Origin of the sequence: Pseudarthrobacter sp. MM222 (assembly GCF_947090775.1) — a bacterium.
GTDB lineage: Bacteria > Actinomycetota > Actinomycetes > Actinomycetales > Micrococcaceae > Arthrobacter.
This window is the reverse complement of record NZ_OX352321.1, coordinates 3,573,003-3,594,429: the sequence shown is the minus strand read 5'-3', so window position 1 is coordinate 3,594,429 and position 21,427 is coordinate 3,573,003. Positions and strand designations below refer to the sequence as shown.

At 67.2% G+C, this 21,427-nt stretch carries 19 protein-coding genes and 1 tRNA gene; 10 read left to right on the top strand and 10 right to left on the bottom strand.

All coding sequences use genetic code 11. The annotated features are described in order from the left end of the window. The first annotated feature begins 2 nt into the window (after positions 1–2). Entirely contained in the window at positions 3–959 is a 957-nt protein-coding gene (locus OM977_RS16445) for a phosphoribosylaminoimidazolesuccinocarboxamide synthase (protein ID WP_264354960.1), read from the top strand. Positions 960–967: 8 nt separating this feature from the next. Here the strand turns inward: OM977_RS16445 and OM977_RS16440 are convergent, their stop codons facing one another. Next, positions 968–2,248 (bottom strand): helix-turn-helix domain-containing protein, encoded by a 1,281-nt coding sequence (locus OM977_RS16440; RefSeq protein ID WP_264354959.1) that lies wholly within the window; start codon positions 2,246–2,248, stop codon positions 968–970. A gap of 128 nt (positions 2,249–2,376) precedes the next feature. On the opposite strand from OM977_RS16440, the gene OM977_RS16435 reads away from it, so the two are divergent. Then, complete coding sequence (locus tag OM977_RS16435) at positions 2,377–2,616, top strand: hypothetical protein (RefSeq protein ID WP_264354958.1); 240 nt, start codon at positions 2,377–2,379, stop codon at positions 2,614–2,616. 121 nt (positions 2,617–2,737) lie between these two features. Here OM977_RS16435 and OM977_RS16430 read toward each other — a convergent pair. From OM977_RS16430 to OM977_RS16410, 5 genes are all read right to left on the bottom strand, one after another. Then, positions 2,738–2,814 (bottom strand) — tRNA-Pro (locus OM977_RS16430). Between the two features lie 98 nt (positions 2,815–2,912). Next, positions 2,913–4,742 carry an ABC transporter ATP-binding protein gene (locus OM977_RS16425; protein WP_264354957.1) on the bottom strand — a complete coding sequence of 610 codons (1,830 nt, stop codon included), beginning with the start codon at positions 4,740–4,742 and terminating at the stop codon, positions 2,913–2,915. Continuing rightward, positions 4,739–6,556: an ABC transporter ATP-binding protein gene (locus OM977_RS16420; RefSeq protein WP_264354956.1), complete on the bottom strand. Its 1,818-nt coding sequence runs from the start codon at positions 6,554–6,556 to the stop codon at positions 4,739–4,741. Before OM977_RS16420 ends, OM977_RS16425 begins: the two co-directional genes overlap by 4 nt. 262 nt (positions 6,557–6,818) lie before the next feature. Further along, positions 6,819–7,766: a metallophosphoesterase gene (locus OM977_RS16415; protein ID WP_264354955.1), complete on the bottom strand. Its 948-nt coding sequence runs from the start codon at positions 7,764–7,766 to the stop codon at positions 6,819–6,821. A gap of 2 nt (positions 7,767–7,768) precedes the next feature. After that, positions 7,769–10,081: a transglycosylase domain-containing protein gene (locus OM977_RS16410; RefSeq protein ID WP_264354954.1), complete on the bottom strand. Its 2,313-nt coding sequence runs from the start codon at positions 10,079–10,081 to the stop codon at positions 7,769–7,771. Between the two features lie 37 nt (positions 10,082–10,118). Between OM977_RS16410 and OM977_RS16405 the strand changes: the two genes are divergently transcribed. The 3 genes from OM977_RS16405 to OM977_RS16395 are packed head-to-tail and all read left to right on the top strand — an operon-like array spanning position 10,119 to position 11,787. Further along, positions 10,119–10,274, top strand: a complete 156-nt coding sequence (locus OM977_RS16405; protein WP_003797879.1) for a DUF4177 domain-containing protein — start codon at positions 10,119–10,121, stop codon at positions 10,272–10,274. Positions 10,275–10,276: 2 nt separating this feature from the next. Next, positions 10,277–10,855 (top strand): RidA family protein, encoded by a 579-nt coding sequence (locus OM977_RS16400; RefSeq protein ID WP_264354953.1) that lies wholly within the window; start codon positions 10,277–10,279, stop codon positions 10,853–10,855. A gap of 17 nt (positions 10,856–10,872) precedes the next feature. Beyond that, complete coding sequence (locus tag OM977_RS16395; protein ID WP_264354952.1) at positions 10,873–11,787, top strand: NUDIX hydrolase; 915 nt, start codon at positions 10,873–10,875, stop codon at positions 11,785–11,787. 386 nt (positions 11,788–12,173) lie between these two features. Here the strand turns inward: OM977_RS16395 and OM977_RS16390 are convergent, their stop codons facing one another. Then, positions 12,174–12,851, bottom strand: coding sequence for a Crp/Fnr family transcriptional regulator (locus OM977_RS16390; protein WP_011693220.1), 678 nt, complete (start codon positions 12,849–12,851; stop codon positions 12,174–12,176). Between the two features lie 205 nt (positions 12,852–13,056). Here OM977_RS16390 and OM977_RS16385 point away from each other — a divergent pair, with 205 nt between their 5' ends. Beyond that, positions 13,057–14,241 (top strand): MarP family serine protease, encoded by a 1,185-nt coding sequence (locus tag OM977_RS16385; RefSeq protein WP_264354951.1) that lies wholly within the window; start codon positions 13,057–13,059, stop codon positions 14,239–14,241. Between the two features lie 22 nt (positions 14,242–14,263). Here OM977_RS16385 and aroQ read toward each other — a convergent pair whose 3' ends face one another. Both aroQ and acs read right to left on the bottom strand, forming a co-directional pair. Then, complete coding sequence (aroQ, locus tag OM977_RS16380; RefSeq protein ID WP_264354950.1) at positions 14,264–14,737, bottom strand: type II 3-dehydroquinate dehydratase; 474 nt, start codon at positions 14,735–14,737, stop codon at positions 14,264–14,266. A gap of 272 nt (positions 14,738–15,009) precedes the next feature. Continuing rightward, the gene (gene acs / locus OM977_RS16375) at positions 15,010–17,058 is read right to left on the bottom strand and encodes an acetate--CoA ligase (protein ID WP_264354949.1); all 2,049 of its coding nucleotides are present in this window, start codon (positions 17,056–17,058) and stop codon (positions 15,010–15,012) included. Between the two features lie 346 nt (positions 17,059–17,404). Here acs and OM977_RS16370 point away from each other — a divergent pair, with 346 nt between their 5' ends. Together OM977_RS16370 and OM977_RS16365 are read left to right on the top strand one after the other, a co-directional pair. Next, positions 17,405–18,058 carry a hypothetical protein gene (locus OM977_RS16370; RefSeq protein WP_264354948.1) on the top strand — a complete coding sequence of 218 codons (654 nt, stop codon included), beginning with the start codon at positions 17,405–17,407 and terminating at the stop codon, positions 18,056–18,058. Between the two features lie 173 nt (positions 18,059–18,231). Continuing rightward, positions 18,232–19,695: a hypothetical protein gene (locus OM977_RS16365; protein ID WP_264354947.1), complete on the top strand. Its 1,464-nt coding sequence runs from the start codon at positions 18,232–18,234 to the stop codon at positions 19,693–19,695. 14 nt (positions 19,696–19,709) lie between these two features. On the opposite strand, the gene OM977_RS19770 is transcribed toward OM977_RS16365, so the two are convergent. Continuing rightward, positions 19,710–19,889, bottom strand: a complete 180-nt coding sequence (locus OM977_RS19770) for a hypothetical protein (RefSeq protein WP_442960662.1) — start codon at positions 19,887–19,889, stop codon at positions 19,710–19,712. A gap of 89 nt (positions 19,890–19,978) precedes the next feature. Between OM977_RS19770 and nth the strand changes: the two genes are divergently transcribed. Together nth and OM977_RS16355 are read left to right on the top strand one after the other, a co-directional pair. Beyond that, positions 19,979–20,749 (top strand): endonuclease III, encoded by a 771-nt coding sequence (gene nth, locus OM977_RS16360; RefSeq protein WP_442960734.1) that lies wholly within the window; start codon positions 19,979–19,981, stop codon positions 20,747–20,749. Further along, positions 20,746–21,426 (top strand): NUDIX hydrolase, encoded by a 681-nt coding sequence (locus OM977_RS16355; protein WP_264354945.1) that lies wholly within the window; start codon positions 20,746–20,748, stop codon positions 21,424–21,426. The genes nth and OM977_RS16355 overlap by 4 nt, the downstream gene beginning before the upstream one ends. Position 21,427 lies beyond the last annotated feature (1 nt).

Genomic DNA, 21,427 nt, shown 5'->3' with positions numbered 1-21,427 from the left:
GCATGACCAACACCGACTCCTCCCGGCCCGGCGACGCGTCGAAGGGCCTGGACACCGCCACGCTGGACCTGCCGGGCTGGAAGCACGTCTACTCCGGCAAGGTCCGCGACCTGTACGTTCCGGAGGATGGGATTATCACCGAGCGGACGGGCCACGAATGCGTCCTGGTGGTGGCGAGCGACCGGATCAGCGCCTTCGACCACGTCCTGGCCAGCGAAATCCCGGACAAGGGCAGCATCCTCACGCAGCTCAGCCTGTGGTGGTTCGAGCAGCTGGGGGTTGAGCACCATGTGCTGGCGTCTACGGTCGACGGCGGCGTCCCCGCCGCCGTGGCGGGCCGGGCCATGATCTGTAAGAAGCTGGACATGTTCCCGGTCGAGTGCATCGCCCGCGGCTACCTCACCGGATCGGGGCTGGCCGAGTACCGGCAGACGCGCACCGTGTGCAGCATCCCGCTGCCGGAGGGCCTCGTGGACGGATCCCGGCTCGAGCCGGCGATCTTCACCCCCTCCGCCAAGGCTGAGGTGGGCGAGCACGACGAGAACATCACCTACGACGCCGTCGTTCAGCTGGTGGGCGAGGACGTCGCGGCGCGTCTGCGCGAGCTCACCCTGGAGATTTATACAAAGGCCGAAGCAACCGCCCGGGACCGCGGCATCATCCTGGCCGACACCAAGGTGGAGTTCGGCTTCGACGCCGCCACCGGCGCCATCACCCTGGGCGATGAGGTGCTGACCCCGGATTCCTCCCGGTTCTGGGATGCCGCCACCTATGAGCCTGGCCAGGCCCAGCCGTCCTACGACAAGCAGTACGTCCGCGACTGGCTGACCTCGGCCGAATCCGGCTGGGATAGGTCCTCCGACGTGCCCCCGCCTCCGCTGCCGGCCGACGTCGTGGCCCGCACCCGCAGCCGCTACGTCGAGGCCTACGAGAAGCTCACCGGAAGGGCGTTCAGCTAGCTGTTCGGCTAGCTTTTCGGCGAAGTGCTCGCCGAGGCGGCCGCCTCGGCACGGCGCTTCGCCAGCCGGATCTCGAGCACCGCGTCCAGGGCCTGCTGGACCCGGTCCGAGGCTCCGGCTGCGCTGAACTCCTGCTGCGCCTCGTCGAGGTAGATCAGGGCCTCATCGGATTCGCCGGCGGCCTTGAGCGCCTTGCCGAGCAGGAGAGCCACCTCGCCGGCGATGTGCCGGGCCAGGGCATCGTGTTCGGCGTGGATCTCGCGCAGCTTCTGGACTGCCGCGACAATGTCCCCGGTCAGGTAGAGCCAGCGGGCCCGGATGAAGGCCACTTCAAGCTGGTCCGTCCTGTTGCCGCCGACAATGGAAAGCGCCAGCTCGGCGCGTTCGATCGAGGTCAGCGTCTCCGGTTCCACAATGCCCGAGGACAATCTCACGGCGGCGGACGCCTTGTTGAAGCGCGCCCACAGATCGATATCGTTCGCGGGGGAGAGCATCTGCGCGGCGCGCTCGTGGTACTTGATCCCTTCCGCGTAGTCGTGCCGCATAAAAGCGACGTTCCCGATTACCCAGGCGACTTCGCCGGCGAGCTGGGTCATCGAATGATCGTCCATCTGCGCGTTCATGTCCTGACAGTACTGCCAGGCCTCGTCCAGCCGCCCGCTTTCGGCCAGCGCCCCGATCAGCGCCCGAAGCGCCCCGATGATGAGGGTGGATCCCTTGGGCAGGTCCGCGCACAGCCGCACCGCTTCCTGGGCGTGCGCGACGGCGACTGCAAGTTCCCCGCGCCCGTGGCAGACGGCAGCCAGCATCTGCCGGGCCCGGACGCCCAGGCCGGCCGATTCGGCCGCCATGGGGTGGTCCAGCAGCCGCTGCACGAGGTTCTGGCATTCCTTGAGCTCGCCTTGCTTCATGAGGCATTCCGCCTGCATGTAGGTCATGTTCCACCAGGCGCTGGTGTTCTTGGCCTCGAGTGCGATCTGGGCCGCTGCGGCGGCGTGGGTGGCCGCCAGCGGGTAGTCCCTCAGGTCCCAGGCCTGCCGGGCATACAGCCCGGCCAGCACGTACTCGGCGTCGCTGACGGAGACCGGTTGGCTCCAGGCCTCCAGGGCCTTGGGAGCAAGTTCGAGGCGGCGGGCAAGCTCTTCGATGACATCAGCGGTCGGTTCGCGGCGTCCGGTTTCGAGCAGAGAGATATAGCTGGGCGAGTACAAATCCCGGCCCAGTTCCGCCTGCGTGAGTCCCCGATCCAGCCGTTCCGCGCGGAGCTTCTCCCCAAATCCGTTCCCCACGGATACCTCCTAATTCCGGACATTCTTTGTACTAAATGCTTGACAGTCTCTGTGGAAATCATTTTACAATGTGTGTCAACAAGGTAGTGCTGACTTGGTGAAGACCCCGACGCTTATTGAGGATCTCTATGTTGAAGAAGATTGCAGCCGGCGCCCTGCTGGCGGGTGCCCTGGCTTTCGCCGCGGCGGCCCCGGCGGCGCTGTCAGTAAGTGCCATAGGTAACTGGCCGGATCCCATGGGCCACACCTCGGCGATCGGCAACTGGCCGGACCCGATGAGTTCGAAGGGCAGCCTTTCGGCGATCGGCAACTGGCCGGACCCGATGACGTCCTCGCCCGACATCGGCAACTGGCCGGACCCGATGTAGGCAGAACCTGCAGAGGAGCCCCGGGACATGCGCGAAGCATGCTCCGGGGCTCTTTTTGTGTGGAGCCCTACCCGGGACACAAAAGAAGAGGGCCTTCCGATTGGAAGACCCTCTTCTTGATTGGTCGGGATGACAGGATTTGAACCTGCGACCTCGTCGTCCCGAACGACGCGCGCTACCAAGCTGCGCCACATCCCGATCCGCTGCTACAAAAGCAACTTCACAAGAGTATCCGATGTGTGCCCCGGATGCGAAATCGGCCGGCTGTCCGCCCCGGACGCATCCGGAGAAGGGGCTCAGACCAGCGAGTCTTTCCAGGCTCCGTGCAGCTGGGCAAAGCGCCCTCCGCCGCCGATCAGTTGCTCCGGGGTGCCGTCCTCGACGACGCGACCGTCGTGCACTACCAGCACCCGGTCTGCGGTCTCGACCGTGGACAGGCGGTGCGCGATGATAAGTGCGGTCCGGCCGGCGTCGCTGCCGATGCCCTGCAGGAGCCGGGCGAGGCCGTTCTGAACGAGCCGTTCGGACGGGATGTCCAGCGAGGACGTCGCCTCGTCGAGGATCAGCACGGCCGGACGCGCGAGGAAGGCCCGGGCGAAGCTGATCAGCTGTCGCTGGCCGGCCGAGACGCGGCCGCCGCGCTTGTTGACGTCCGTGTCATAGCCCTCCGGGAGTTCCTCGATGAACTCGTGGGCACCCACCGCCCTGGCGGCATCCTCGATCTCCTGCCGCGACGCCTCGGGGCGGCCCAGGGCGATGTTGTCCGCCACGGAGCCGCTGAACAGGAACGCCTCCTGGGTGACCATGACAACGTTGCGCCGCAGATCCGCCGTCGTGAGCTGGCGCAGGTCCACGCTGTCGAGCAGCAGGGACCCGGAGGAGACGTCGTAAAACCGGGCAATCAGTTTGGCGAGCGTCGATTTCCCGGCTCCGGTCTGGCCCACCAGGGCCACGGTTTGGCCGGCGGGGATGTGCAGGTCCATGGTCGGGATGATCACCGGACCATTCCCGTAACGGAATTCGACGCCGCGGAACTCGATGCTGCCCTTCGCATCGTGCAGGGCCACCGGGTTCTTGGGCGGGCGGACGGTGGGGACTTCCTCGAGCAGCCCGGAGACCTTTTCGAGGGCGGCCTGGGCGCTCTGGAAGGAGTTGTAGAACATGGCCATCTGGTCGACCGGCTGGAAGAAACGTTTGGTGGACAGGATCAGGGCCAGCAGCACGCCGACGGCGAGGTCGCCGCTCAGCACCCGGAAGCCGCCGAAGAGCAGCACGACGGCGACGCAGACGTTCCCGATCAGCACCAGGCCGGGCTGGAAGATGCCGTTGAGGTTGATCGAGCGGACGGTGACCTTGCGGTAGTCCTCGGCGAGCTCGGTGTAGCGGACGGTGTTTTCGCGTTCCTTGCGGAAGGCCTTGACCGCGCGGATGCCGGTCATGGTCTCCACGAAGTGCACAATCAGCCGGGCGGAGACCACGCGTGACTCGCGGAACGCGATCTGGGAGTGCTTCTGGTACCAGCGGGCCAGGAAATACATCGGCACGCCCGCCGCCAGCACCAGCAGCCCGCTGCGCCAGTCCAGCGCGAACACCGTGGCGGCCGTAAACATCATGAACAGCATCCCGGACGCGAGCGAACTTACCCCCGAGTCCAGCAATTCGCGGAGTGCCTCAAGGTCCGAGGTCTGCCGGGCGATGATGCGTCCGGAGGTGTATTTTTCGTGGAACTCCAGGCTAAGCCGCTGGGTATGGCGGAACACCCGGACGCGCAGGTCCAGCAGCATCCCCTGGCTGAGTCTCGCCGTCGAGGTCACGTACAGGGCGGTGAGCCCCGCCGTCGCGACGGCGGCGGCGAGGTAGGCGGCGCCGGTGAGCACCAGCGGGAGATTGTCGCCGGCGCGCAGGGCCGGCAGGGCCCGGTCGATGCCGAACGCGATCAGGGCAGGTCCGGCCACGCGTGCGGCCTGGGAGAGCACCACCGCTGCGATGGTCAGCCAGAAGCGGCGCCGGACCGGGCGGATCAGGGAGCCCAGCAGGGCCAGTGAGCGCCGCCGGACGGTCTTGCTCTCGCTCTTGGACAGGTGTGCGTTGTCCTCGTTGGCGGTGCCGAAGGTGGCGGCGCTCATCGGGAAACCTCCTCGGCGTCGAGGTCTGACAGTTCGGAGTCGAGGTCCCGCGGTTCGGGGTCGAGGCTGGCGATGACGTAGCGGTAATGGGTGTTCTGCGCCAGCAGTTCGGCGTGGGTGCCGACGGCGGTGATTCGGCCGTCCTCGAGCAGCGCCACCCGGTCCGCCAGCGCCACCGTGGACGGGCGATGGGCGACGATCAGCGTGGTCGTGTCCGCGAGGACCTCCCGCAGCCGGTGCTCGACGAGTTCCTCCGTGTTGACGTCCAGGGCAGAGAGCGGGTCGTCGAGGACCAGCACCTTCGGCCGGGCGGCGATGGCGCGGGCCAGGGCGATGCGCTGGCGCTGGCCGCCGGAAAGGCTGAGCCCCTCCTCGCCGATTAGTGTGTCCAGCCCGCGGGGGAGGGAATAGGCGAAGTGGGCCTGGGCGACGTCGAGCGCCTCCTCGAGGGCCTCCTCGCGGTGCGCTTCGGAAGCGGTGCCGGGGGCACCGAGCAGCACGTTGTCCCGGACCGAACTGGAAAACAGGGTGGTGTCCTCGAAGGCCACGGCGACGACGGTCCGCAGTTCCTCCACGCTGAATTCGCGCAGGTCCACGCCGTCGATCGTGATGGAGCCGGACGTGACCTCGAAGAGCCGGGGGACCAGCTGGAGCAGGGCGCTCTTGCCGCTGCCCGTGATGCCGACGAGCGCCATGGTCTCGCCCGGGTGGATGTCCAGGCTGATGTCCTTGAGAATCGGCTTGTCGGCGGCGTCCTCGAAGGCGAAGGCAGCGTTGCGGAAGCTTAGGGCGCCCTGGAGCTCGGCGGGGCGGCGGGGGTCCTGGGGGCTGGTGATGGTGTTGACCGAATCCATGACCTCGAAATGGCGGTCTATGGCGGTCTTTGCCGTCAGCGCCATGGCCAGCAGCATGCCGCAGAACTCCACCGGAGCCGCGATCACGGCGGCGGTGGCGAAGAACGCCACGAGCGCACCGATGCTGAGTTCCCCGGTGGATGCCAGCAGCACGCCGACGACGAGCCCGGCGCCGAGGGCCAGTTCGGGCAGCAGGGTGACCACCAGGCTGAAGACGGCCAGGTGCTTGGCCTTGGCGATCTCGGTCTGGCGGAGCTCCTCGGCCTGTTCATTGAAGTTCTCCAGCGCCTCCCGGCTGCGGCCGAAGGCCTTGAGCACACGAATGCCGTGCACGGACTCCTCGACCGTGGTGGCGAGGTCCCCGGCCTGGTCCTGGCTGCGGCGGGCCACCTTGCTGTAGTGGGTGCGGAAGCGGAAGCCATAGATCATGATCGGCACCGCGGCGGCCAGGAAGATCAGGGCCAGCTGCCAGCTCATCGAGAACATCACGACGACGCCGATCGTGACGGTCAGGGTGGTGACCACGAGCATAATTGCGCCGAAGGCCATCCAGCGGCGCAGGAAGTTCAGGTCGGTCATGGCGCGGGAGAGCAGTTGTCCAGATCCCCAGCGGTCATGGAAGGACACCGTGAGGTCCTGGAGCTGGCCATAGAGGGACACCCGCATCCGGGTCTCGACCGTGGTGGCCGGATTGATCACGAACTGCCGCCGCAGCGCTACAAGGCCCGCCTCGGCGACCCCCAGGCCCAGGATCACGAGGGAGGCGATCCAGACCGCGTCCGTGCTCCCGCCCGGGCGGAGGGATTCATTGACCAGGACCCGGAGCACCTGCGGGATCGTCAGGGCCACTACGCTGGCCAGCAGCGCGCAGAGGAGGCCTAGGACAAGGCGCGGCAAGATGGGTCTGATGTGGGGGTAGAGACGGCTGATGGAGGAGAAAAACGGAGTCTGCTTGGCCATGCCTGCTTCTTTAAAACGTGCCTGCGAAGTTACTAACGCAACTGGATGTAGTTTCCTGTAGCAACTACCCTAGGCCATCGGGTGACCCGGTTCACAGGAAACCAGGTGGCAAAAGAATCTCGTCCAGTTATTACGCTACACAATGCACGGCCCGGGCGCGGCGGGGGACATGTCCAGTCCTGGCGGCCGCGGGTGGGCATATTCCCGTTATGTCCATTCGTGGGGCCCGGGGGAGGGCACGCTCCCAGCCCGGGGGCGGGGTTTAGGGGCGGGGCGTGAGGGTGAGGAGCACGGCCTCGGGCCGGCAGGCGATGCGGACCGGTGCGAAGCGGGAGGTGCCGATGCCGCCGGAGACGTTGACCGGCGTCGTGCGTCCATTGCTCTGCCAGTCGTTCAGACCCTTGGCACGCCAGGTGGGGAGGTCACAGTTGGACACCAGGGCGCCGTAGCCCGGCAGGCAGATCTGTCCGCCGTGCGTGTGGCCGGCGAACAGCAGGTCCGCCCCGTCCTCGGTGAAGTGGTCCAGGACGCGCTGATACGGGGCGTGGGCGACGGCGACGCGCAGGTGCGCTGAGGCGTCTTGGCCCTTGGTGCCGCGCGGCCAGCCCGCGTAGCGCTCGAGGCCCAGGTGCGGATCGTCCACGCCGGAGAAATCGACGCGCAGGCCCCTGATGACCATGGACTGGGACCGGTTGGTGAGGTCCACCCAGCCGCCCATTCCGAAGCCGGAGCGCAGCCGCGGCCAGTCCAGCTCGACCGGGTTCTGGCGCTCACCGGACGGCCCGCGCAGGTAGGAAGCGGGGTTCTTGAGTTGCGGGCCGAAGTAGTCGTTGGACCCGGGCACAAAGACGCCCGGAAACTCCATCAGGGGCTGCAGCGCCTGCAGCAGGGGTTCCACCGCCTTGACGTGGCTAAGGTTGTCCCCGGTGTTGACGACGAGATCGGGCTTCAGATCCGCCAGCGAGGCGAGCCACCCGGCCTTCCGGCGTTGGCCCGGCACGAAGTGGATATCGCTGAGGTGCAGCACCCGAATCGGACTCTGGCCCGGCGGGAGAATGGCCAGGGATTCCTCGCGCAGGACGAACTGGTTCTTCTCCCACAGCCCGTAACAGGCTGCGGCGGCACCCGTGGCGGCGCCGAACGCCGCGGTCACGGCAAAGCCGCGCCCGATGCCCTGGACGCGGCCTGCCAGCGTGGTTCCCCCGGCCACAGCTACTTCTTCTTGTCGCTGGGGCTCGGTGACGGCTCCGGTTTCTCGGTGGGCGTGGGTGCCGCCTCCTTAGTCGCCGGGGTGGTGGGGCGCACGACCGGTGCCGGGCCGGTGACCAGGTTGGACGGCGGGGCGGGGAACGGATTCGTTCCGTACGTCGGGGCCACCGTAGACATGAAGTTCGAGAACTGCGGACCGGCGATCATGTAACCGTCGACCCCCCGGTAGAACTTGCCGTTGATGGTGACGTTCTGGCCCGCCCGCTGCTGCGATCCCAGGGCATCACCGAACCACGATGCCGTCGCCAGTCCGCTGGTGTGGCCGACCACCCAGGTGGAGCCGTTGTTGTTCGAGGTACCGGTCTTGGCCGCGATCGGGAAGGAGGTACGGGTGGAGATCCGGGGCTGGATCAAGGAACCGGAACCCCGGTTGAGGACTTCTTGCAGGGCGAAGTTCACGCCGCGGGCCACCTCGGGCTTGAGCGCGTCGCGGCAGTTCGTCGCCTGGGCCGGAAGCTGCGCGCCGGTCTGGTCCGTCACCTCGGTGATGGCGATCGGCTCGCAGTACTTGCCGTCGTTGGCGAAGGTGGCGAAGGCGCTGGCCATGGTCAGCGGCGACGTCTGTGTGGAGCCCAGCAGGTTGGCTGTGGTGAACATGTTGATCTTCGGATTGGGGTCCGTGAGCTTGCCCGAGGCATCGCGTGTCGGCTGGCCGGAGCCGTCCCGGGCCGGCAAGCCCGAGTGGAGACCCACGGCGTCGACGGTCTTCTGGATGCCACAGAAGTCCAGCTGAGCGGCCGAGGCGAACGTGACCGTGTTGATGGAGTTGTAGAGCCCCTCCAGCACGCTCATGGAGCGGTAGTAGTTCTCCTCGGCGTTCTGCAGGTCCTCGGCGGCACCGAGACCCTTCTCGGCGGTGTTGTAGGCGCCGGTGGTCACGCCGCAGGAGTTCCGCCACCGGAAGTTCAACGGGTACTTGCGCACGGCACCGTTGACCACGGTGTTCATCGACTTGCCCTCGTTCAGCCATTCGGCAAACGTGAACGGCTTCATGGTCGAGCCCGGCTGCGCACCGCCGAGGCCGTTCAGGTCATTGCCGTCGACGTCATACTGGTCGACGCTGAAGTTCAGCTGGGAATCGAACTTGCCCTCGGCGGGGAACCACACCGTGTTTTGGGCCATGTTGGTGATCTTGCCGGTGCCGGGCTGGACGGAGACGAGCGCCGCGCCCCACTTGTCCGGATTGGCGCCGGCAGACCCGTCCACCTGGGCCTGCGCCACAGCCTGGGCGCCCGGGTCGAGCGTGGTCTTGATGGTCAGGCCGCCGCGGAAGACTTTTTTCGCCCGCTCGTCGGCGTCGGCGCCGTACGCCGGGTTGTTCAGCAGCAGGTGAAGCACGTAGTCACAGAAATACGGTGCCGTGGTGGAGTAGGCGCAGCCCTGCCGCGCCGGGGTGACCTTGGTTTCCACCGGGGTGGCGACGGCGGCGGCGTACTCCGCCTGCTGGATCTTTCCGGTGCTGAGCATCGACCCGAGCACGAGGTCGCGGCGGTTCTTCGCGTTTTCCGGATTGGCGATGGGGTCGTAGAAGGACGGGCTGTTCACGACGCCGGCCAGCAGCGCGGCCTGCGGCAGCGTCAGGTCCTTGGCGGTGGTGCTGAAGAAGAACTTGGAGGCGGCTTCAATCCCGTAAGCGTCACGGTTGAAGAACACGATGTTCAGGTAGCCCTCAAGGATCTGTTCCTTGGTGAACTTCTTTTCCAGCGCGATGGCGAGCTTCATCTCGCGGAGTTTGTCTCCGACACCCTTGTTGACGCCGTTCAGGAGGACCTGGTCGCCCTTGCCCTCGGCCTCGAGCGAAGAGTTTATGACGTTGTTGACGTACTGCTGCGTGATGGTCGACGCGCCCTGCTTGTTGCCGCGGGCGGTGCTGATGAGGGCCCGCATGATGCCGGTGGTGTCCACGCCGCCGTGCTCGTAGAAGCGGCTGTCCTCAATGGCGATCACCGCGTCCTTGATGTATGGCGACATCTGGTCCAGGGATACCCGGGTGCGGTTCTCGGCGTAGAGGTTGGCGATGACGCTGCCGTCCGCCGCCAGCACGGTCGTCGACTGGCTAGGTGGATCCACCTGCAATTCAGCCGGAAGGGTGTCGAAGAATTTGATCGACCCGCTCGCCGCGCTGCCTGAAACGGCAGCGGCCGGGACCAGCAGCCCCGCCACCAGGACACCACAAATGGCGCTCACGCCGAGGAAAAGAAGGATCTTTCCGAGGGTGGTGGCCGTGTCGAATAGAGGGTTCTTACCAGTCGCCATGTTTTCCACTTTACCGGCAAGTACTAGGCTTACGTTCATGACGAAATGGGAGTACGCCACGATTCCGCTCATTATCCACGCTACAAAGCAGATCCTGGATCAGTGGGGCGACGACGGCTGGGAGCTTGTCCAGGTTGTCCCCGGTCCGGACGGAAACGGCTTGGTTGCCTACCTGAAGCGGGAGAAGCAGTAGTCATGAGCACCCCAGCAGCGGCCACACCCGGCTCCTCGGCGATCCCGGCGCAGGCGGAAAACAACGCGGCCGGCACCGATAACGCGGGCGCGTCGTCCGCCGTCGAACAGCGACTGGCCGAGCTCGGCCTGACACTGCCGGAGGTCGCCGCTCCGGTGGCCGCCTACGTTCCCGCCGTCATCTCCGGCAATCATGTCTACACCTCCGGCCAGCTGCCGTTCATTAACGGAAAGCTCCAGGGCACAGGCAAGGTCTCCTCCGGTACGGAAGGTACCTCGGACGAGCCGACTGTTTCCCCGGAAGCCGCGCGGGACTACGCCGCCGTGTGCGCCGTGAACGCGCTGGCCGCTGTGAAGAGCGTCATCGGCGACCTGGACCGCATCACGCGGATCGTTAAAGTGGTCGGCTTTGTCTCCTCGGACCCGTCCTTCACCGGTCAGCCCGGGGTCATCAACGGCGCTTCTGAACTGCTCGGCAAGGTCCTCGGCGACGCCGGCCAGCACGCGCGTTCCGCCGTCGGCGTCGCTGTCCTGCCGCTCGACTCTCCCGTTGAGGTCGAACTGATCGCCGAATTCGCCTAGAGGGCCGGTCACTTCCCTTGCCTCAGTTAGCCCGACGACTTTTCGTTCTACCCGCCGATCTCGAAGGGGCGGCACGCAGTTGGCTGGAACACGGCGAACGGACGCCGCGCGCCGCCCGGTACGCGTCGTCGGTGGTCCTTCTCCGGGATTCCCCGACGGGTCTGGAGACCTGGCTGGGTTACCGTCCGGGGTCTTCGCCGCTGGGTGTGCTCGCCTTCCCGGGCGGCTCCCTGGAGGCGTCCGACGACGACGCTCTCGGCTGGCTGGGCCCGTCGCCCCAGCATTGGGCTGAGCAGATGGGCACGGACGACGTCGGGCTGGCGCGCCGCCACGTGGTGGGCGCCATCCGTGAACTGTTCGAGGAGACCGGCGTCCTGCTGGCCGGCCCGGACCAGTCCAGTACCGTGGAGGGCACGTCCACCCCGGAGTGGATGCGCGCCCGGGAAGCCGTGGCCGCGCAGGAGAGGTCGTTCACCGAAGTGCTGGCCAAACGCGGGCTGTCGGTGCGGACGGACCTGCTGAAGCCGCTGGTCAATTGGCTCAGCCCAGATTTTGCGCACCGACGGTTCAACACCCGCTATTTCGCGGCCACGGTGCCGATGAACCAGCAACCAACGCTGCTGGCCAGCAAGGGCGTCTGGGGCCGGTGGGTCTGCGTCCGGAAGGTCATCAACGAGCGGGACACCACGGCACTTGGCGACGAGGCGGGCCAGGAGAACACCGTCGGGCTGCCACTGGGCCAGCTGCTGGTGCCAGGCTCCGAGATCATGCTCGAAAAGATGGCCGCCGCCAACGGCTGCATCGCGTACCTGAGTTACAAACGCAAAGCCCACGTCTACCAGCCCAAGCTCGTCGAGGAAGATGACGGCCGGCTCCTGCTTGAGGTGGAGGCCGCTAAAACCGTAGCGGGGGAGCCTCAGCGGGAACGCTGACCAGGCCCGGGAGACGGGCGGTGGGTGTCGGGCTGGAGGGCAGGCCGGTGCGCACCCGCGTTCCAGCCGATGGACATGCTCTCCCCTCGTCACACCCGATGGACCTGCCCTCCCCTCGGCCCGGAGTCCACGGGACATGTCCACGCCTCGGCCCAGCCGGTGGACATATTGGCATTATGTCCAACTTTCGATCCAGGGACTGAGCATGTCCCGCGCACCTGTGAGCCATCACTGAGCATGTCCTGTCCACGATCCGGGGATTGAGCATGTCCCGCGCAGGTCTGCGCGACGGGTGTGTGGGCATGCGCCGCGGTTGGTTCTCGGCCTTAAACGCGGAAAGCCGGTCCCGTTTCACGGGCCGGCCTTCGTTGTGCTGCTGGAAACTGTTAGCGGGAACGCTGACGGAGGCGCTGCATGTCGAGGATGACGACGGCGCGGGCCTCCAGGCGCAGCCAACCGCGCTGGACGAATTCGGCGAGGGCCTTGTTGACGGTCTCGCGGGACGCGCCGACCAGCTGGGCCAGCTCTTCCTGGGTGAGCTCGTGAGCCACCAGGACGCCGTCGGTCGCCGGGCGGCCGAAACGGTCCGCGAGGTCCAGAAGGGCCTTTGCCACGCGGCCCGGAACATCGGAGAAGACCAGGTCGGACAACGAATCGTTGGTGCGGCGCAGGCGGCGGGCCAGGGCCTGCAGCAGCTGCGCGGAAACTTCCGGGCGTGTGCGCAGTAGCGCGTTGAGGCTTTCGTTCTTCAGTCCGGCGAGGCGCGTTTCTGAGACGGCGGTGGCCGTGGCGGTCCGGGGGCTCGGATCAAACAATGCCATTTCGCCAAACAGCTCGCCCGGTCCGAGGATGGCCAGAAGCGATTCCCGGCCGTCCGGAGACGTGCGGCCGAGCTTTACCTTGCCGGAGACGATGAAGTACAGCTGGTCACCCTGATCGCCTTCCCGGAATACCGAGGCTCCGCGTGAGAGGTCCACCTCGGTGAGTTCGTCCGTCAGCAGACGGAACGCCTCGTCGTCGAGCGTGGCGAAAAGTGGGGCGCGGCGCAATACCTCGATGTCCATGAAATCTCCTGACTTACTGTGTCGGCTGGGGCGCTTCAGCCATTCTTCCAGAATTTTGGCACTCCTGTGACGTAGTTGGCACCGGAAGGCGCGAAAGGGAGCTGCGGGGGCCGCTGTACTACCGGCGCAGTCAGTCCGCCGGTGCGCGGCAAACTGTCAGCCACCGCCGGTAGAATTAGTCCCTACCCGCCCCTAAGGAGGCCCGGTGTTCGGCATGACCATTCTGGACTTGGCGTTGATCCTAACGCTGCTGTCCTATCTGATCTACGGCCTGCGCAACGGCTTCCTGGTGACCCTCGGAGGTATCGCCGGCTTCGCCGCGGGTGCCGTTGCCGCCTTTTTTTCCGTCCCGATCGTCAGCGATCTCGTGGACAACCCCGGGTGGCGGCTGACGGCCGTCGTCGCTACCGCAGTCCTGTTGATGGTTATGGGCCACGGTCTCGGCACCATGATCGGGCGCAGAATCCGCAGCGTCGTGAAGATCAGCCCGCTCCGTGCCGCGGACCGAGTGGTGGGCGGCGGCGTAAACGTGGTCGTCTCCGCCCTGGTCATGTCGCTGCTGGCCTTCAGCATTGGCGCCTTGGGCGTTCCCTTTGCCTCGCAGCAGATCGCCGAGTCCAAGGTGATTCGGTTTATCGACGGAATGACGCCGAACCCCATCAAAACGTCGATGGCGCAGCTGCGGTCTGCGGTGATCGGCGAGGGTATCCCGACGCTTTTCGAGGGCTTTGCCCAGGGCCAGCCGGTGTCCGTCCCCGACGCCAGTACTGACACTCCTGCGCTGAATGCTGCGGCGGATTCCGTTTTGAAGATTGCCGGAACCGCATATCAGTGCGGACAGAACCAGACGGGCACCGGCTTCGTGGTGTCACCGGGCCGGGTGGTGACCAACGCCCACGTGGTCGCTGGGGTACCGGAGCCGGTGGTCGAGGTTCCGGGCGGGGGTGCCCTGCCCGGGCGCGTCGTGTACTTCGACAGCCAGCATGATCTTGCGGTCCTTGCCGTGGACGGACTGCGCTCCGCGCCGTTGCCGTTCGGTTCCGACCTGCCCCCCGGCAGCCCCGCAGCGTTTGCCGGCTATCCGCACGGCGGGCCGTTCCAGTCCAAAGCGGCGACGGTGCAGGACATCACCACAGTGCTCGTTCCGGACATTTACGGCAACAACGCAGCGCCCGAGGACGTCTACCGCCTGGCCGGAGACGTGCAGCCGGGAAACTCCGGAGGGCCCCTGCTTAGCACCGACGGGCAGGTCGCCGGCGTGGTGTTTGCCAAGGCCACGACCGGATCCTCACTCGGCTACGCGATCACGATGGCCGATCTGGGTCCGGTCGCCGCCCAAGCGCCGGGACTCGACAACCCAGTCTCCGCGGGGCAGTGCATCAGGAAGTAAGCCGCCGGAGCCGGGGACATGCTCAGTCGTGGCTGGCGGGCAGCCCGGCGAGGTATTCCACCGCGAATCGGTAGCCCAGGATCCCGGCCCCGGCAATTACTGCCCTGCTGATGTCCGAGAGGTAGGAACGATGCCGGAACTCCTCCCGGGCGTGGACGTTGGTGATGTGGACCTCGACGGCGGGCAGTTGAACCGCGGAAATCGCGTCCCGGATCGCGACTGAGGTGTGCGTGTACGCGCCGGCGTTGATGACAATGCCGATCGCCTTGCCGCGGGCTGCATGGATGGCGTCGACAAGGGCGCCTTCGTGGTTGGACTGGAAACACTCGACGTCCAGTCCGTGGGCAGCGCCGGCGTCCTTGGCGAGCTGTTCGACGTCGGCCAGGGTGGCGGTCCCGTACTTCTCCGGTTCGCGGGTGCCGAGCAGGTTCAGGTTGGGCCCGTTGAGGACAAGTATGGTGCCGCGGCCGGCACCGGCGGGGGTGGCTTCGCTCATGCCTGCCAATGTATCGCAGAGAGCCCCGCGGATTCCCCGGGCCCATCCCGCCGCGCTGGGCCTCACGTGACCGGACGGACTCGCGCCTAGAGCTGTCGGGCCGGATGGCTCGCGGGGAATACCGGACGCAGGAAGGTCATCAGGCGCAACATTGCGGCCGGTACGGGTGTCCGCCTGCCGGAAACGGCGGCGCCTTCCCCTGGGGGTTGCCGGCGCCGCCGTCGGTGCGTATTTGGCTGGTGCGTATTTGTCTGGTGCGGTCGGCCCGATCGCTACTTCCTCAGCGACTGTGCGATCTGGGCCATGACGGTGTTGTCGGCCAGGGTGGTCGCGTCGCCGACTTCGCGGCCTTCAGCGACGTCCTTGAGCAGGCGGCGCATGATCTTGCCGGAGCGGGTCTTCGGCAGTTCGGGCACCACGAGGATGGTCTTGGGCTTGGCGATCGGACCGATTTCCTTGCCGACGTGGTTGCGGAGCTCCTGGACGATTTCGTCGCCGGAGTCCACCGCGTCCCCGCGAAGGATCACGAAGGCGACGACTGCCTGGCCGGTAGTCTCATCCGCTGCCCCGACGACGGCGGCCTCGGCTACCGCGGGGTGGCTGACGAGGGCGGATTCAATTTCCGTGGTGGAGAGCCGGTGGCCGGAAATGTTCATCACGTCATCCACCCGGCCCAGCAGCCAGATGTCGCCGTCCTCGTCCTTCTTCGCGCCGTCGCCGGCGAAGTACATCGTCTCGAAGCGGGACCAGTAGGTGTCCTTGAACCGTTCCGGGTCGCCCCAGATGCCGCGCAGCATGGCCGGCCACGGTTCGCGGATCACCAGGAAACCGCCGTGGCCGTTGGGAACGGACTCGCCGAGCTCATCCACGACGTCCACGGCGATGCCGGGCAGCGGTACCTGGGCCGAGCCGGGCTTGGTGGCCGTCACGCCCGGCAGCGGGGCGATCATCTGCGCCCCGGTTTCGGTCTGCCACCAGGTGTCCACGATCGGCGCCGGGTTGTCTTTCCGTTCGCCGTTCTTGCCCGCGTTGGCGCCGATGACCTCGCGGTACCACATCCAGGCTTCCGGGTTGATGGGTTCGCCGACCGATCCGAGGACGCGGATCGAGGAGAGGTCATACCGGGCCGGGATCTCCTTGCCCCACTTCATGAAGGTGCGGATGGCCGTCGGGGCGGTGTAGAGGATGGAGACCTTGTACTTCTCCACGATTTCCCACCAGCGGCCCTGGTGCGGGGAGTCCGGGGTGCCCTCGTACATGACCTGGGTGGCGCCGTTGAGGAGCGGGGCGTAGGCGACGTAGGAGTGCCCGGTGACCCAGCCGACGTCGGCGGTGCACCAGTAGACGTCTGTCTCCGGGTGCAGGTCGAAGACCGCCTTGTGCGTGTAGGCGGTCTGGGTGAGGTAGCCGCCGGTGGTGTGCAGGATGCCCTTGGGCTTGCCCGTGGTGCCGGAGGTGTAGAGGATGAAGAGCGGGTGCTCGGAGTCGTGCCCCACAGCGGTGTGCTCCGGGGAGGCCATCCCCACGGTGTCCGCCCACCAGTGGTCGCGGCCCTCGTGCCAGTCCACGTCCTGGCCGTTGCGCTTGACGACGACGACGTTCTGGACGGTATGGCCGTTGTGGGCCAGGGCCTCATCGACGGCCGGCTTTAGGGCGCTGGGCTTGCCCCGGCGGTAGGTGCCGTCCGCGGTGACCACGAGCTTGGCCTCGGCGTCGTCGATTCGGGAGCGCAGGGCGTCGGCGGAGAAACCGCCGAAGACCACGGAGTGGATGGCGCCGATCCGGGCGCAGGCCAGCAGCGTGATCACGGCCTCGGGAATCATAGGCAGGTACACGGCGACACGGTCACCTTTGGCCACGCCCAGGGATTCGAACCCGTTCGCGGCCTTCTTCACCTCTTCTGTGAGCTGCGCGTAGGTGTAAGTCCGGGTATCACCGGGCTCGCCCTCGAAATAGATTGCGACCCTGTCTCCGTTGCCGGCTTCGACGTGGCGGTCCAGGGCGTTGTAGGCGGCGTTGACCTCTCCGCCGATGAACCATTTGGCGAAGGGAGGCGTGGACCAGTCCAGCGTCCGGGTGAAGTCTTTGTTCCAGCTCAGGAGGTCGCGGGCCTGCTTCGCCCAGAATGCGGGACGGTCCGCGTTTGCGTCCGCGTAGTCGGCTTCGGTGACCACGGCATTGCCGGCGAACTCGGCCGAGGGCGCGAATTTGCGGTTCTCGTGCGACAAGTTTTCGAACGCGTCGCCTTGTTGCGGCGTGCTGGCGGAAGGCGTAGCTCCGGGGGCCTGGGTCGTCGCGGCGCCGGGGGTTTGCTGGGACATGGTGAACCTCATCATTCATCGATCCGTGCTGCGCGGGCGTCCGGATGTCCTCCGCGCCGGGCCGCAGGCGCGACGTCGGGCGGCGGTCGATCACGGCCGTACCGCAAAGAACTGTTCCGCAACAAACACTAATGCCTGGGTGCGACAGAAAGTGCTCCCCGTCACAGATGCGAGCCGTGAGCGGTGCTTGTTAAGCGCCAAATGGCATCGGTCAGGGGTCCGGTCCCCCCCGCCCGCCTCCGGTTCCGGTCCCGCCGCTGCATCGGCTCTGGCGTTGCCCGTCACCGTTGGACAAAATGGAGCCAGGAACCGTTGAATTAGAGGCAAAATGAGACTCTGGGGCCCGATGCCGAGCACGGCCTGGCCCGCCGGCATGACCATCAGTGTGGACGACACTCCGCACCATCTGACCATCCTGCTCTTTGCCCGTCATGCCTGGGGGATCGCGGCGGATGCTGACGTTCCGCGGTTGGATCCGGTTCCGGACCCCGGCAGTTCCCGGTTGCCCGGCTCGGCGGACAAGGCCGAGTGGGAAGGCCGGTGGCACCGTGCCTGGCGGCGGGCCTGGGACTGGTATGCAGTGCAGGAGCCGGATCCGACGATCCACCCGGAGCCAGGATTCATCCGCGCAGCCACGCAGCCCGGCCAAGGTCTCAACCCCCTGATTCCGCCCTTGTGGCAAGCGGACTACGGCTGGGACGGACTCGACGCTGCGGCTTTCAGCGCGTGGGAGCGGGAATGCCGGCCGCGGGCCGACGGGCATGCCCGAACAAGGCTCCGTAGATCGGCGGCCGCATTGCCCGAACCGCAGAGCCTTCCAGCGCTGATCGCCGCCTGGGAGGGCGGTCTCGACACTGTCATCGTTCTGCCTTACGCAGGGTACTTTGCCCGCCGCGTCACGCAGCGCCACCTCGCTGTGTCGGCCGCGGCACGCAACGATCCCGTCAGCTACAGCCGAGCGCTCGGCACGGCGCCGGTCAGCGGCGGATCCGAAGGATGACGCGGATCTGGCGGTGCCGCGCACGGCTTGTCAGCTAGTGATCGGACGGGCACTTGGCTAGGCTGAGATGGAGTTGCGACATCCGATGGAGGCGACCTGTACCGCGCGCGGGCCAGCGTCAGCCCGCCGTTCCGCGGCGCCGTCCTGGGTTGCACCATGCTAAGGAGAACAGAATGAACGAGCAAGCTAATGGGCAGCTCCCCGCGCCCTCCGACAGCCACGACGCCGGGCCAGCCCGTCCTGCCGGCTTCGGGGACGCTCCCCGTTTCACAGTGGACAAGGCGAAGGGAAAGTCCGGCATGAAGAACGAGGCCGTCCTCGGCCCGTTCACGGTCCGGGACCTGACCGTCTTCGGCTCCACGCTAATTCTCTTCATCGCTTCCCTGATTCCGATGTTTGCCGTCCGCTACAACCTGTGGAACCTGGGGAGCCTCTTCTTCCTGGGCCTCGGTATCCTGCTGCCGCTGATTGTCAGCGCCCTCTTCGTGGCGCGCCGCGTCAGCCCCGGAACGAGGATGCGGATCGGATCCTTGTCCGTGGACCAGTTCGCCTCCGTGGTGGCGTCCTTCGCCGTGGCATTCTTCTTCCTCGCCGTGGCCGGTGCCTACGTGCCGAGCATGCTGCTGGCCCTCGTCGGGGCACTGGGACTCTTTGCCGCTACCGTCCTCGCGCGCCTGATTCCCTACCTGGCCGGCGACTTCCTGGACCGCGAGGAGGCTCCGGCGCATGTGGTGGCACGCGACGCCGCGGCGCCAGCCCGCAAGCCCCGTGCCCCCAAAGCTCCCAAGGAGCAGACGAAAGCCAAGGATCACCAGGACAGCGGCACGGGGGCCGTTGCAGGCTGGGCTAAGCGGATGACCTCCGGCGGCCCGGCGGCAACCGCGGGCTCAGCCCCGCGCACCGACGAGCCCCGTGCCGAAGCTGCGGACGACGCCGTTGCAGGCACCGCCGCCGTTGTTCCGTCTGCGACCGCGCAAGCCGCGGAAGCCGCGACGGCCCCACAGGCCGCTCCTGCGCCTAGGGCCGGTGCTACGGCGACCGGTGCGCCGGCGACCCAGATGTCCGGTGTTGTTCCTGGCACGGCGGCAGCCCCGACTGCTGCTGCGGCGCCGGCAGCCACGGCGGCCGCACCCACTGCAGCTGCTGCCCGGCCGGAGGTCGGAGGGCCGGCCGGCCCGTCCGCCGCCGAGCAGACCCGGGCTCCCGGCGTCGTGCAGCCCGCCGGGAACGCTGCGGCCGCCACGGCGGCCGCCGCTGAGCGGACCCGGGAGGAACAGCAGGCAAAGACCGCAGCCGCTGCCGAGCAGACGCGCGCGGCGGACGTCCCGGCGGCCGCCAGCAACAGCGCTCCGACCACCGTTAACCCGCAGGTTCGGTCCCAAGAGCCGATCGGGGCCACCGTCGATCCCGCGGGTCGGACAGCGCCGAACCAGGCCCAGCCCGTCCACGAGGCCTTCTGGTTTGCCGTCGCCCAGCCGCGCACCGCTGTCGATGAACTCACGGGCGTTCCGGCGTTCGTGATTGAACCCGGCGGCTGGGTCCTGGCCCTGGAAGACCGGGGAAGCGAGTTCCTGGTCCAGCACACCGACGGCAGGGTGGGCGTGCTGCGCGATCTCAGCAATATCGAGCGCGGTTAGCCGGACGCCGGTGGTCACCGCGGAGGAGTCCCAGCCCGGCAGCGTCGGGCCTGCCAGCCTTGGCGCGTCCGGGTTGGCAACGCCCGCTGCCGCCAGTCCGGGAATGGCCGGACCCGTACCCGCTGGAGCCGCACCCGCTGGAGCCGCACCCGCTGGAGCCGCACCCGCTGGAGCCGCACCCGCTGGAGCCGCACCCGCTGGAGCCGCACCCGCTGGAGCCGCACCCGCTGGAGCCGCACCCGCCGGCACCAAGGCCGCGGGCATCAAGGCCGCGGGCGAGTCCCTGCTCGGACTAAAGCGGCGGGCGCGCCGGATCAACCGGGCATTGGCGGAGCAGTACCCCTACGCGCACGCTGAACTGGATTTCCGTAATCCCTTTGAACTTGTCGTGGCCACGGTGCTCTCGGCGCAGACCACCGATGTGCTCGTCAACCAGATCACCCAGTTGCTGTTCGCCCGGTACCCGGATGCACGGAGTTTGGCGGAGGCGGATCCGGCCGAGCTTGAAGCCATCATCAAGCCCACCGGGTTTTTTCGCGCGAAGGCCCGGAGTCTCTTGGCCCTGAGCAACCGTCTGGTGGATGAGTACGACGGCGAGGTGCCCGGACGCCTGGAGGATCTCGTGACACTGCCCGGCGTCGGGCGGAAAACCGCCAACGTCGTGTTGGGGAACGCCTTCGGTATCCCCGGCATCACCGTCGATACCCACTTCGGCCGGCTGGCGAGGCGGTTCGGCTGGACGGACTCGGAGGATCCGGTGAAGATCGAATTCGACGTCGCCGAGCTCTTCGAGCCGAAGGACTGGACCATGCTCTCCCACCGGGTCGTCTTCCACGGCCGCCGGGTCTGCCATTCGCGTAAACCGGCCTGCGGGGCCTGCCCGGTGGCCAACTGGTGCCCGAGCTACGGGATGGGCGAGACCGACCCGGCGAAGGCGAAGAAGCTGCTGAAGTATGAACTGGCCCCGGGCCAGGAGGAGCTGCTGGCGAAGCTGCTTGCCGAGACCCACCGGGCCGCGGAAATCCGGATGGCATCACAGAGGAAGCCGCAGTGACGGCTCGCCAGGATCTCATCGATCTGGCGGCCGGTGTCGCGGCCGGCACGGCCCCGGCGCCGGATCCGCGCTGGCGGGAACTCACTGTCGAACCGGGGGAGCGCGTCCGCCGCGCCGCCGTCCTGATGCTGTTTGGTGCCCTTGACTATGTCCCGGCGGCCTCGGGCAAGAAACTTGCACCGGCGGAACTGGACGTCCTGCTGCTGCAGCGCGCCCAGACCTTGGATGACCATCCCGGACAGGTAGCCTTCCCCGGCGGCGGTATCGACGCCGGGGAATCGGTGATTGACGCCGCCCTGCGGGAAGCCCGGGAGGAAACCGGGCTGGACCCGTCCGGCGTCGAGGTGCTCGGAGTCATGCCCGAGTTGGCGCTGCCCCGCGGCAACTTCCTGGTGACGCCCGTCCTGGCCTGGTGGGCCGCCCAGTCACCTGTGCGGGTGGTGGACTACGGCGAGTCTGCCCAGGTCTTCCGCGTGCCGGTCCGTGACCTGCTGGATCCTGATAACCGGGTGATGGCCACCGTCAGCCGGGCCGGGCAGACCTTCCAAAGCCCCGCCTTTACCGTCAACGGAGTGGTGGTGTGGGGCTTCACCGGAATGATCCTTAACCAGCTCTTCGAGCAGCTGGGTTGGGCGGTTCCCTGGGACCGAACGCGGCTTTACGGGATCGACGTCTGAG